This is a genomic window from Providencia sp. PROV268 (genome assembly GCF_028477805.1).
In the GTDB taxonomy this organism is placed as follows: domain Bacteria; phylum Pseudomonadota; class Gammaproteobacteria; order Enterobacterales; family Enterobacteriaceae; genus Providencia; species Providencia stuartii.
Genome location: NZ_JAMPLW010000015.1, coordinates 1 through 12,772, shown reverse-complemented (window position 1 = coordinate 12,772; position 12,772 = coordinate 1). Strand labels below are relative to the sequence as shown.

At 39.9% G+C, this 12,772-nt stretch carries 9 protein-coding genes; 2 read left to right on the top strand and 7 right to left on the bottom strand.

Features of this window, described 5'->3' with window-relative positions; genetic code table 11:
• Position 1: 1 nt before the first annotated feature.
• From PR699_RS11980 to PR699_RS11970, 3 genes are all read right to left on the bottom strand, one after another.
• The gene (locus PR699_RS11980; protein ID WP_014656937.1) at positions 2-886 is read right to left on the bottom strand and encodes an N-acetylmuramoyl-L-alanine amidase; all 885 of its coding nucleotides are present in this window, start codon (positions 884-886) and stop codon (positions 2-4) included.
• 917 nt (positions 887-1,803) lie between these two features.
• Positions 1,804-2,079: a helix-turn-helix domain-containing protein gene (locus tag PR699_RS11975; protein WP_004925889.1), complete on the bottom strand. Its 276-nt coding sequence runs from the start codon at positions 2,077-2,079 to the stop codon at positions 1,804-1,806.
• 471 nt (positions 2,080-2,550) lie between these two features.
• Positions 2,551-3,339: an N-acetylmuramoyl-L-alanine amidase-like domain-containing protein gene (locus PR699_RS11970; RefSeq protein WP_004925887.1), complete on the bottom strand. Its 789-nt coding sequence runs from the start codon at positions 3,337-3,339 to the stop codon at positions 2,551-2,553.
• 303 nt (positions 3,340-3,642) lie between these two features.
• Between PR699_RS11970 and edd the strand changes: the two genes are divergently transcribed.
• Both edd and PR699_RS11960 read left to right on the top strand, forming a co-directional pair.
• Positions 3,643-5,493: a phosphogluconate dehydratase gene (edd, locus tag PR699_RS11965; RefSeq protein WP_272572903.1), complete on the top strand. Its 1,851-nt coding sequence runs from the start codon at positions 3,643-3,645 to the stop codon at positions 5,491-5,493.
• A 25-nt stretch (positions 5,494-5,518) separates the two neighbouring features.
• Positions 5,519-6,160: a bifunctional 4-hydroxy-2-oxoglutarate aldolase/2-dehydro-3-deoxy-phosphogluconate aldolase gene (locus tag PR699_RS11960; protein ID WP_004925885.1), complete on the top strand. Its 642-nt coding sequence runs from the start codon at positions 5,519-5,521 to the stop codon at positions 6,158-6,160.
• A gap of 61 nt (positions 6,161-6,221) precedes the next feature.
• Here PR699_RS11960 and aceK read toward each other — a convergent pair whose 3' ends face one another.
• The 4 genes from aceK to metA form a co-directional block, all read right to left on the bottom strand.
• Positions 6,222-7,973: a bifunctional isocitrate dehydrogenase kinase/phosphatase gene (gene aceK / locus PR699_RS11955; protein ID WP_004925884.1), complete on the bottom strand. Its 1,752-nt coding sequence runs from the start codon at positions 7,971-7,973 to the stop codon at positions 6,222-6,224.
• 105 nt (positions 7,974-8,078) lie between these two features.
• Entirely contained in the window at positions 8,079-9,386 is a 1,308-nt protein-coding gene (aceA, locus tag PR699_RS11950; RefSeq protein ID WP_004925881.1) for an isocitrate lyase, read from the bottom strand.
• A 53-nt stretch (positions 9,387-9,439) separates the two neighbouring features.
• Positions 9,440-11,038 carry a malate synthase A gene (aceB, locus tag PR699_RS11945; protein ID WP_014656941.1) on the bottom strand — a complete coding sequence of 533 codons (1,599 nt, stop codon included), beginning with the start codon at positions 11,036-11,038 and terminating at the stop codon, positions 9,440-9,442.
• Positions 11,039-11,392: 354 nt separating this feature from the next.
• Entirely contained in the window at positions 11,393-12,322 is a 930-nt protein-coding gene (gene metA, locus PR699_RS11940) for a homoserine O-succinyltransferase (RefSeq protein ID WP_014656942.1), read from the bottom strand.
• Between the last annotated feature and the right edge of the window lie 450 nt (positions 12,323-12,772).

Below are 12,772 nucleotides of genomic sequence, written 5' to 3'. Positions count from 1 at the left end.
ATTAATTAGTTATATGCTGAACCTGTGGATGCGTAAATGAATTTGTAGATAAGAAACGTGGCATATCACGGTACTTTTCAATAAGCGCTAACGCAATTGCCTCAGTTTCAGCATCGGCTTTTCCATCAATGTTCCGTGGACGGAAATGCATTTGGAATGCGCTAATGATCTGTTGCGTCTGCCCATCCAGCTCCCCTGATAGCGGAATTTCCGCATAGCCATAAAACCTTAGCGCCTTCTGTAACAATAGCACATTACTCGGCTCGTCTTTCCCTCTATTCGACAAATAACCTTTTACTGTCGCAGCATCAGGCCATGCGCCAATGCCTTGTTTCGCCAATTCTTCCCATGGAAAGGCTCTACCGGGGTCCTCTTTGCGTAATGGCGCAATATCACTATGCCCGATGATATTTTGCGCAGGGATATTATAACGCTGCATAATATCTTTCACTAACGGGATTAAAGCTAAAATTTGCGACTGATTAAAAGGAGCCCATATTTTACGGCCATTCTGATCCGTGGAAAAACCTGAATTCACAATTTCAATACCAATTGAAGTATCATTCAAATTACTGCTATTTAGCCAATGACTATCACCAGCATGCCATGCCTTTAGCGATTCCGGCACTAGCTGTAATACCACGGGCTTATTATTTTCCTGTGAGGGAGTACTTGGGATCAGATAATGGGAGCTCACATTACCTTTAGTGAGCAGATAGATAGATTGATTGTCATCAGACACTGTATAGTGCAAAACCACATATTGGACCCTTTCACTCGTATTGCGTGACGGATAGCGATTATCAACATAGTATCCCTGCCGTGGTGACAGCGTTGAACAACCTGAAATAATAAAAACCATTAGAATTAATAAATAACGGATCATTCAATCTGTCCTTATAGCCCCTATGTTAAATTGACAGGCATTCTACCTATTTATTTGTTTACAAAGAATACACAAAATAAAAATAGACGATTATCTAAGCTAAATCGCCAAGAAAAATAGGGCATTATCCATATTAAAAAAAACGATTGAAATACCTTTTTTACCCATGCTTAAGCCAAAATGCGTAACCGTTATTTTGAGCATTTTAACCGTTCGATTCAGGCTATCATATACACGGAAAATGCTTTATAGCCTGCACGGCATCCTTACCTTAAATGGGTTGATTATTTTATCTCTAATTTGTTTCAAAAGAATTTAGCATAAGTTTAATTCATTGGTTTAGGTTACCATTATCAATCTAGTTACTATTTTACTTTAATCAAATATAGCCTTTATTTGGTTAATAGTTAAAACCAAAACCTAATAAAAGGGTAAAAATACGAAAACGGTCTGGTTTCTTTAAAATTAAATTATCAAAAATTGATATGATAGATGATTAATTTTAGAATAGTTTATAATTAATCTGATAAAAAATAATCAATCGGAATACTTTATTAAGTATAAACCACATGTTTATTTATCTAGTCTTGATAGTTCAGATATAAGTTGACCTTCAATCGCGATTATTTATCCGATGTATAACGAAAGAGTCATGGATGACTAAGGTAAATAAGCATACCTTGAGTGATATATTCACCAATTATATTAGTATATTTTACAGTTTGAGTGGGTAACCGATAATTTAATACCAGTTACCCATAGAGGTGCTCGAACACATATTACGCGTTGATAACTAGTCACATTGACTATATTAGATTAAAATTATTAACAAAGTTTTAGTCTTTATCAGAACAGCCTAAAAATTCCTCTAATAAATTAGAGAATCTCGTCAGACCTCCTAATCTCAAATAAATTTCCTATTCTATTGATGTATAGAAAGTTCGCTTCTCATGTTCAACTTCTGTCGTAATAATCCTCACAATATCTTTAACATCGATATCTAAAAATACAATAATTTCAATAAGTTTATCTAAACTCAATTTATTTACGCCACGCTCATAACGCGAGATTTGTTGCTGACTTAAATTAATAATATTTGCTAATTCGTGACCAGATAATCCTCTTTTCATTCTTGCTTGACGCAAATGGTGACCTAATAAAGCATACACATCTTCTCTTTTTTTTATCGCCATATCCCTCTCCTAGAAAAGGAAATAATATTATTTTATTAGCCCAACTATTATAGAATTTCCCCCCCTCTTTAAAAATAGTTATCAGCAATCAAAATTTAACATATTGATAGTTAATAGTTATCATTCATTTTATTAAACAAATTTATTCCTTTTTTAAAAAAGCAATTCATTGCTTTTTAATCATTTTTTTATTTTTATCACGCCTACAATTAGTTTTATAGTTAATTATTTATACTTAATATTTTAATAACTATTTACACTTTAAATAACTCTAGAAATAGTTAGACACTTTAAACAATATTTAGAATTCCTGAAAAATGAGTAACAACAATCCATAATATGAGGTAGATCATAATTTATGAATTAAATATTAAATTAAATCCAATTCAAATTGAATAAAGTCAGCTCCATAAAGATATATTTAAAGCTGTAAATTTAACTAATGGCGATATCAGAACTTGAAGTAATCCCCTAATATCCGGTCGATGAGTCTACTGTGGATCTGACGACAATGATCCCAGCCTTACCACGCAAATAGCGCATTAACTCTATATCCATAACTTGCAAATTAAGTTTTAATGAGGAAGCATTTCTAAAATAAATTTTACCGCCCTGACGAATAGCAATCCCAACGTGACTTACATCTAGCCCAGCCCGATTAGCATAAATCCCAATATAATCCCCTGTCTGTAGCGCATCCAACACAGCCTCATCGATATACTCTGTCGGTATATAGCTGACTACGCGTTTCGTTACCGGTAGACCTTGAATAAAGCGCTGCCCATGACTTTTTAAATTAAGATTTTTATACACCTGAACTGCGTTAGGGCTGATGGTTTGGGTGATATCAAACACCATACCGTCGTTTTGATACAACCAATCGGTGAAAAAATGCCGTCGATTCACATAGGAGATATTATCTTGCGTATAACGGATATTTTTTAGATTATGAATAAAATCATCATAATTCTCTGATCTTTTAAATGCTTCTGTATATTCAATAAAAGTCATGCAATCCATTGATTTTAAATTTATAACCAACGTTTCTTTCGCCGAAAAAGAAGCGTTCAACGTGTGACTGTTATAAGGCGTGCCTAGCAATGTTTCCGTTATCACTTTAACCCGCTGCTCTTCATTCAGTCCTTTTGTACGTTGCTGAATATCATTGAGTATTGATAGCGAGCCTGATTCCAATACCGTCTCTGCATATGTTAAAGACGATGTGAACAGTAATGCCACTGCAATAAACCGTTTTAGCATGAATCCCCGACTATAGACCTTCTTTCTCAATCAATGTGTAAGCCTATTACTAGACCACAAATCATTCACAAAATTCAGCCTATTAATCGAAAACAGCACAATTTTCCCTCAATCAACAAGTCAAGCAATCTTGATTCAGATCACAGATACTTCGAAATCTGTCCACGATCCATTGCAACTCTATGCATTTCAATTAACAATGTTACCGGTAACATATCGCTAAACAAATAAAGTCTCTTCAGCGCCCTTATTTGATAAATGCGTGTTGGTAGATAAAAAGTCTCTGTGATGAGGTTAGTAATTATGAGCAATTCCAATAAGATAGAGAACGGTTATTCCTCCGTTCATCCTGAAATAATGCGGATCACCAAACGTATTATCGCTCGCTCAAAAAAAACAAGAGAGCATTACCTACACAAAATTGAGCAAGCACGTAGTACAACCGTTCATCGTGCAGAACTTGCTTGTGGTAACCTCGCTCATGGATTTGCAGCCTGCCAACCTGAAGATAAAAAGATCCTCAAAAGCATGACACGCTCTGATATTGCGATCATTAACTCTTATAATGATATGCTGTCAGCTCACCGCCCCTATGACCATTACCCTGAGCGTCTGAAAAAAGCGTTACTCGAATCGGGTGCTATTGGGCAAGTTGCCGCCGGCGTGCCTGCAATGTGTGATGGTGTAACTCAAGGGCAAGATGGCATGGAATTGTCTCTGCTAAGCCGTGATGTGATTGCAATGTCTACCGCAATTGGCCTTTCACATAATATGTTTGACGGCGCGTTATACCTTGGGATCTGCGATAAAATTGTGCCCGGCCTCATGATTGGTGCCTTGTCCTTTGGTCACCTTCCCGCTATTTTTGTTCCTGCCGGCCCAATGACAACAGGGTTACCAAATAAAGAAAAAGTCCGCATCCGCCAGCTATATGTCGAAGGCAAAGTAGATAGAAACGCGCTATTAGAAGCTGAAGCTGCCTCTTATCATGGTATTGGCACCTGTACCTTTTACGGTACCGCAAACTCTAACCAAATGGTCATGGAGGTTATGGGTCTACATTTACCGGGGGCCTCTTTTGTTCAGCCAGATACCCCCTTACGCGACGCCTTAACCGAGGCAGCAGCACGCCAAATTACTCGTTTAACCGAACAATCAGGTAATTACCTGCCAATAGGCCAATTAATTGACGAAAAGGTCATTGTGAATGGTATTATCGCCTTACTTGCAACTGGCGGTTCAACTAATTTAACTATGCACCTAGTGGCTATTGCACGAGCAGCAGGGATCATCATTAATTGGGATGATTTCTCTGAGCTATCAGCAGTGATCCCATTAATCTGCCGCATTTACCCCAACGGTCAAGCAGATATAAATCAATTTCAAGCCGCAGGCGGAGTACCTCTCCTTATCCGCCAGCTCTTATCCAAAGGATTACTCCATCACGACGTTCATACTGTTGCTGGTGATGGCCTCTCGCGCTATACCATGGAGCCTTGGCTAGACAACGGTCATTTAGCGTGGCGTGACGGCCCCGATACCTCTTTTGACTTGAACGTCATCGCAGATATTAATCAGCCATTTTCCCATCATGGTGGTACAAAAGTTTTATCAGGGAATTTAGGACGCGCCGTCATGAAAACCTCCGCAATACCGGAAGCGAATCAAATCATTGAAGCTCCTGCTGTCGTCTTCAATAACCAACACGATATTTTGCCGCTGTTTGAGTCTGGGGAATTAGATCGTGATTGCGTCATTGTTGTCCGTTTCCAAGGCCCATCTGCAAATGGTATGCCTGAACTCCATAAACTCATGCCTCCATTAGGGGTTCTTATGGATAGAGGTTATAAAGTTGCACTAGTAACAGACGGTCGATTATCCGGCGCATCAGGTAAGGTTCCTTCGGCCATCCATGTCACCCCGGAAGCACATAATGGCGGTTTACTGGCTAAGGTGGAAAATGGCGATATCGTTCGTGTGAATGGTGTAACGGGTGAATTGACTCTGCGAGTCGATGAACCAACACTCGCCGCTCGTCAGGCTTATCAACCAGATTTAAGTGCCCAACGTTCAGGCTGTGGTCGAGAGCTCTTTAGTGCATTAAGAAACCACTTCTCGGGTGCCGAAGAAGGGGCTTGTAGTCTCGATTTTTAACTCCTTCAGTGAATAGGAAAAGATTATGCATAATTGGAAATTAGCTGCTGCAGATGTACTCAATGCAGGCCCTGTCGTTCCCGTCATTGTGATCAATAAACTTGAACAGGCGGTTCCTCTCGCAAAAGCACTGGTAAAAGGGGGAATTAGAGTACTTGAAGTGACACTGCGTACTGAGTGTGCCATTGATGCAATTCGTCTTATTGCCAATGAAGTGCCCGAGGCGATGATCGGAGCAGGCACTGTGATTAATGCTCAACAACTCACTGCCGTCACTGAGGCTGGCGCCCAATTCGCTATTAGCCCAGGTCTTACCGAAGAGTTACTCAGTGCAGCAACAAAAGGTTGTATCCCTCTAATTCCAGGTATATCAACCGTTTCAGAATTAATGCTCGGTATGAATTATGGCTTAAAAGAGTTTAAGTTCTTCCCTGCCGAAGCCAATGGCGGTGTAAAAGCATTAAAAGCAATTGCTGGCCCCTTCTCACAAGTTAAATTTTGTCCAACGGGTGGAATATCGCCAGCTAACTACCGCGATTACCTTGCCTTGAAAAGTGTATTGTGTATCGGTGGTTCATGGTTAGTGCCAGAAGATGCCCTTGAAGCCGGTGATTATCAACGAATCACTCAATTGGCAGAAGAAGCGATTAAAGGCGCTCAGCAATAATTAAATTTGATATATCAATATGAGCCAGAGTATCCCAATACTGTGGCTCTATTTGCTTAACTCAGCCACTAAGTCGCTGCATTGGCTCCTGTCCAAAACGTAAACTAAAGCGCAAATCTTCTCGATAAGCATAGACGTCCTCGATATAGCCGCTGCGGATCCTATTTTGTAAGCCTTGCCAATATTCTGCCGTAAATAAGTTGGCATGCCGCTTCTGTAAATAACCGCGTATTTTAGGGTCTTGGCATAAAAATAACGCAAACTCCTCTGGAAAAACATCCTGCTCTCCCACGCTGTACCAAGGCTCCCCCGAAAGTTCTTGCTCTGGGTACATAGGTTCAGGGATCTTCCTAAAATTTACTTCGGTCATATAGCAAATTTCATCATAGTCATAAAAAACAACGCGGCCATGACGTGTCACACCAAAATTTTTAAATAACATATCGCCTGGAAAAATATTTGCTGCCGCTAGCTGTTTTATCGCCTGACCATACTCATCAATCACATGATGTAATTGCGCTTCGTCAGCCTCATCCATATAAATATTTAATGGCGTCATCTTCCGTTCCATATACAAATGACGGATCAATATTTTGTCGCCTAAATCTTCTATCAGGGAAGGGGCTTCCTTAAGTAATTCCGCCATCAGTTCATCACTGATATAACGCTTTTCAATAATAAAGTTTTCAAATTCTTGGGTATCCGCCATTCGCCCAACCCTATCGTGTTCTTTAACAAGCCGATAGCACTCCTGTACACGTTCCCTCGTGACCTCTTTTTGTGGAGCAAACTCATCTTTAATCAATTTAAATACGCGATCAAAAGAAGGCGAAGTGAATACCAACATTACCATTCCCTTCACACCAGGCGCTATCGTGAACTGTTCTCGAGAAAAATTAATAAAAGCCAGATATTCACGATAGTACTCCGTCTTTCCATGTTTTTGGCAGCCAATTGCCATATACAGTTCAGCAATAGATTTACTCGGTAAAATTTCCCGTAACCAAAAAACCAATGCGGCTGGAAATGGGGCATAAACCATAAAATAAGAGCGAGCAAAACCAAAGACGATGCTGGCTTCATCAAACCCCGTTAAACAGGTATCAACATAAATTTTGTGGTCAGCGTCGTGATGAATAGGTAATAAAAAGGGGTGAACTTCATTATTAATGACCAATTTTCCCACCAGCCACGCTGCCTTATTTCTATAAAACAATTCATTCGCAATCTGGAAAGTAACCGTTTCATTGCGAATATTAGGGAATCGTTCTATTAGGCTCTCAACAATACATTGCACATCCCAACTTAAAGAGCGCCACTGCAAACGTAGCGGCAATGCACTTAGCACTTCTTCCAGTACATTAAACAAACTGTCTTTAACCGGATATTCTCGAGCTAATGGCCTAGGCAGGTCACTAAAACGCCGAGCTGGCTGAGAGGTAAAAATAAATAAGTTGTCTTGCGTCAGTTCCCGATGCTGGAACAAACGACAATACACCGAATTAAAAAAACTTTCTGCAATCTCAAAACGCGGGTAATGCGGTAACAATGCCGTGTATACCCGTTTAATATTCGAAAGCATTTCTGGCGTTAATGACTGAACCAAACCCATAAATTGTAACTGAGCCACGACTAACCCTACATGGTGGTCATACAACTGTATTCTTTGTTTCATCGCATCTTGAATAGCATGCCAATCTGCCCGTTCAAATCGTTCCTGTGCACCTGATGTAATCTCTAAAAAACGACCATACTGAGCATCAAAACCTTGTAAAATGGTTTGAGAAATTATCTGTTCAGTCGATAGTGTCATAGTAGCTCCTGACAAAAAACGGCACTCGAAAGTGCCGGTAAAACAAAAAACAGATACATATGAACAAAAGAAAAATATGCGCGGCTTAATGAAAGAAGTTTCTGGTTAAAACTGCTCTTCTTCCGTCGAACCTGTCAGCGCAGTGACTGACGATGTTCCACCTTGGATCACAGTCGTTACCTTATCAAAATAACCCGTTCCCACCTCCTGCTGATGCGAAGAGAAGGTATAACCCTTATCAATCGCAGCAAACTCACGCTCCTGAACTTTCTCTACGTAGTGCTTCATACCTTCACCTTGTGCATACGCATGAGCTAAATCAAACATGTTAAACCACATGCTATGAATACCCGCCAATGTGATAAACTGGAAGCGGTAACCCATCGCTGAAAGCTCATCTTGGAAGCGAGCAATCGTCGCATCGTCCAAATTTCTCTTCCAGTTAAAGGAAGGTGAGCAATTATAAGCCAGTAATTTACCCGGGTATTTCGCGTGGATCGCCTCGGCAAATTGGCGAGCCGCCTCTAAATCAGGTTTTGATGTTTCACACCAGACCAAATCAGCATATGGCGCGTAAGCGAGCCCACGGCTAATGGCTTGCTCAATGCCCGCTTTAGTACGGAAAAAGCCTTCGTTGGTTCTTTCCCCTGTAATAAATTCGGCATCATACGGGTCGCAATCCGACGTTAAAAGATCGGCGGCGTCTGCATCCGTTCTCGCGATTAAAATCGTTGGTACTCCCGACACATCTGCTGCTAAACGAGCCGCAACTAACTTTTGTATCGCCTCTTGGGTTGGTACTAGTACCTTTCCACCCATATGACCACATTTTTTAACCGCCGCGAGCTGATCTTCAAAATGTACCGCAGCAGCTCCCGCTTCAATCATACCTTTCATTAGTTCAAAGGCATTTAGCACCCCACCAAATCCCGCTTCAGCATCAGCAACGATAGGGAGGAAGAAATCAATGTATTCCTTATTTTCTGGCCCAATCCCATTAGCCCATTGAATTTGATCCGCCCGACGGAACGTGTTGTTTATCTTTTTCACGACCGAAGGAACCGAATCGACCGGGTATAACGATTGGTCAGGGTACATACTTGATGCCGTGTTCGCATCCGCTGCCACTTGCCAGCCAGAAAGATAAATAGCTTCAATTCCCGCTTTGGCTTGCTGTAATGCTTGTCCCCCCGTTAAGGCACCTAAGGCATTCACATAACCTTTTTTAGAATGGCCATGGAGTTGATCCCATAACCTTTGTGCCCCTCTGGTCGCTAGAGTATGTTCTGGGTTAACTGAACCACGCAGCTTCACCACTTCTTCAGCACTATAAGGGCGAGTGATCCCTTCCCAACGTGCTTTTTTCCACTCATTCTCTAATTGGGCAATCTGCTCTGCGCGTGATATCGTCATGTTCGTATTCCTTATAATTTAAGTAGGGCCTATCGGAACGGCTTTAATCGTGTTTAATTAATAAATTGGTAACCAGGTATTGTTAAAAACTCAATGAGTTCATCTTGCGTTGTTATTCTTCGCATCAAGTCAGCGGCCTCACGGAAACGACCACTTTGGAACTTCTGATCACCAAGCTCTTTTTGAATGACTTGTAATTCTTCATCTAACATTTCTTCAAAGAGGGCTTTTGTGACTTTTTCACCATTTGAAAGCGACTTACCATGGCGGATCCATTGCCAAATAGAGGTACGAGAAATTTCTGCCGTTGCAGCATCCTCCATTAAGCCATATATCGGTACACAACCATTTCCAGATATCCATGCTTCAATATATTGAACTGCAACTCGGATATTCGCTCGCATACCTGCTTCCGTCCTTTCGCCATCACAAGGCTGCAATAGCTGCTGAGCGGTAATTTCTTCGTCTGAATCGCGCGATACGTGTAATTGGTTTTGGTGTTCGCCCAGTGCTTGGTTAAAAACCGCCATGACGGTGTCTGCTAACCCAGGGTGTGCAACCCATGAGCCATCATGACCATTACGGGCTTCTAATTCCTTATCAGCTTTAACCTTCTCTAAAATAGCTTTATTCTCTTGTGCATCTTTACTTGGGATAAAGGCAGACATCCCCCCCATTGCAAAAGCCCCTCGACGGTGGCAAGTTTTAATCAGCAACCGAGAATAAGCACTTAAAAAAGGTTGTGTCATGGTCACGACTTGGCGATCAGGTAATACCCTATCTGCGTGCTCTTTTAATGTTTTGATATAACTGAAAATATAATCCCAACGGCCACAATTTAGACCAACGATATGCTGGCGCATGTGATACAAGATTTCATCCATCTGAAAAACAGCTGGCAGTGTTTCGATAAGTACAGTGGCCTTAATCGTTCCTCGTGGTAAACCAACAGAGTCTTCGGCCATACTAAATACATCACTCCACCATTGAGCTTCCTGCCAAGACTCAAGTTTGGGTATATAGAAGTAAGGGCCACTTCCTTTTGCTAGTAGCGCTTCATAGTTATGAAAAAAGTAGAGCGCAAAATCGAATAACCCTCCGGGGATTGGCTTACCATCGAGCAAAACATGCTTTTCATCTAAATGCAGACCACGAACACGCGCGATTAATACAGCAGGGTTAGATTTTAATTGGTAAACCTTTCCATTTTCGTTGGTATACGAAATATCGCCTCGAACCGCATCTCTTAAATTAATTTGCCCATCGATCAATTTATCCCATGAAGGGGAGAGTGAATCTTCAAAATCAGCCATAAAAACTTTAACATTGGCATTAAGCGCATTGATCACCATCTTACGCTCTACAGGGCCAGTGATCTCAACTCGGCGATCACGCAAATCCTCAGGGATATTTTGAATTTTCCAATCAGCCTTTTTAATGGAATCACTTTCTGAAATGAAATCAGGCAACATGCCAGAATCTATTTTCTGTTGTCTAACTTGCCTTTCTTTCAATAGCACATCTCTTTTAGCGGAAAACTTTTCTGCCAGATCAGAAAGAAACGCGATAGCTTCAGTCGTTAGCACCTTGCTATCTTGCTGATTAAAACTCTTAGTAAATGTTAATGTTGATGCTGATAATTGCTGATCCATTGGTCGATCCTCTCTCATATCTGCCGATAAATTAAGACTAACTCAAAATAAAAATAAATCAAAAACAGTTTCCATTTTATTTTAATTTAAACACAACATATTGATATATAATAAAATTAACAAGATTCTAATTATGATTGCAGGTTCCCTTTTCACAACAAAAGATGTTAAAGTTAAGTTAAATCAATGTGTTGTAAAAATAACAATCATTTAATAAAAAACAAAAAAAGCAGCCTCATCAGGGCTGCTTAAATTCTTTAATTAGGATTCAACTTAAATAAAATCGCTGTAATTTATCATTACACTAGGCGAATACGTTGTTATAAGCGTATCTGGCAGTAGATAGGTGGTTTTTTAATCTAACGTCGGCTGCATATGACTAAGATCGAAAGGTGTGATCTGATACACATAATAATTTAACCAATTTGAGAAAAGTAGGTGCCCATGACTACGCCAAGTAATAATGGGATCCTTTTCCGGATTATTTTCCCTAAAATAATTACAGGGGATATTTGGCGAAATTCCAGCATCAACATCGCGCCAATATTCTTGAGCGAGGGTATCCGCATCGTATTCTGGATGACCTGTAACAAAAACTAATCGCTTATCTTTAGATGCAAATAGATAAGCCCCCGCTTCTTGTGAACTAGCTAATATATCCAAATCCGTATGTTTGCGGATCAATGATTCAGGGAAGTCAGCATAGCGTGAATGAGGCGCATAAAAAGATCCATCAAATCCTCGGGTTAATAGGGCAAAAGGCTCAAGCGTATCATGCTGATAAATACCAGATAGCTTTTCTTCCCGTGTCCATTTAGGTAAATCATAAAGCACTTTCAATGCAGCCTGCACCGCCCAGCAAACAAATAGAGTCGAGGTCACATGATCTTTCGCCCAATGAATCACTTTTTCTATTTGCTGCCAATAAGCAACATCACAAAACTCCACTAAACCTAAAGGAGCACCAGTCACAATCAATCCATCAAAATTCTGGTCTTGGATATCCTCAAAGTCACAATAAAAGGTATTCAGATGTTCCGCAGGCGTATTTTTAGATTCACGCTGATCAATTCGCAGTAACTGAATATCAACTTGTAGCGGTGTGTTCGACAGTAAACGTAAAAATTGATTTTCAGTTTCAATTTTCTTAGGCATCAAATTGAGTAGTAACACTTTCAAGGGACGGATCTCCTGAAGGCTTGCTCTTGTCGTTGTCATGACAAAAACATTCTCCTCTCGTAAGAAATTTACCGCTGGCAACTCATCAGGTAAACGAATTGGCATCATCTTCCCCTTTTATACATTTATACGTTTAGACTTCTAGAATGCTAAATAATCTAACCAAAGTTGCCATCATTGTCGAGTCTTTCAACACTAATTGAAATTATTTCAAGTGATTAGATTTGGTACAATTTGATTGCTATATATAGCATGGTTATAACTATATGATTCTATTTATATTATGATAAAAACTATTCAATTATAAACATCAATATTTATTAGAATTTTTATTTATATCCTATACAGAGATAAAGATACTAAGTACTAGTAATGCTGGCTGGAATCCGCCAAAAATAGAGAAAATGGGAAAAGAAGGGGAGTGATGGAAGGTAAGGTATGAAATAGATAAGGGCTTTGATAAATTTCTTACTAATAATTCTTTAATCTATCTATTGGAATAACCCATATTTGAAAAAATAAGCCGCCCTAAATAAGGGATTAAACTTTATCTCT

Coding starts and splice junctions, on each gene's coding strand:
- PR699_RS11970 (WP_004925887.1), bottom strand. CDS start 3,339: ATGCTAAAACGGTTTATTGCAGTGGCATTACTGTTCACATCGTCTTTA.
- aceA (WP_004925881.1), bottom strand. CDS start 9,386: ATGACGATATCACGCGCAGAGCAGATTGCCCAATTAGAGAATGAGTGG.
- PR699_RS11975 (WP_004925889.1), bottom strand. CDS start 2,079: ATGGCGATAAAAAAAAGAGAAGATGTGTATGCTTTATTAGGTCACCAT.
- PR699_RS11980 (WP_014656937.1), bottom strand. CDS start 886: ATGATCCGTTATTTATTAATTCTAATGGTTTTTATTATTTCAGGTTGT.
- metA (WP_014656942.1), bottom strand. CDS start 12,322: ATGCCAATTCGTTTACCTGATGAGTTGCCAGCGGTAAATTTCTTACGA.
- PR699_RS11960 (WP_004925885.1), top strand. CDS start 5,519: ATGCATAATTGGAAATTAGCTGCTGCAGATGTACTCAATGCAGGCCCT.
- aceB (WP_014656941.1), bottom strand. CDS start 11,038: ATGGATCAGCAATTATCAGCATCAACATTAACATTTACTAAGAGTTTT.
- aceK (WP_004925884.1), bottom strand. CDS start 7,973: ATGACACTATCGACTGAACAGATAATTTCTCAAACCATTTTACAAGGT.
- edd (WP_272572903.1), top strand. CDS start 3,643: ATGAGCAATTCCAATAAGATAGAGAACGGTTATTCCTCCGTTCATCCT.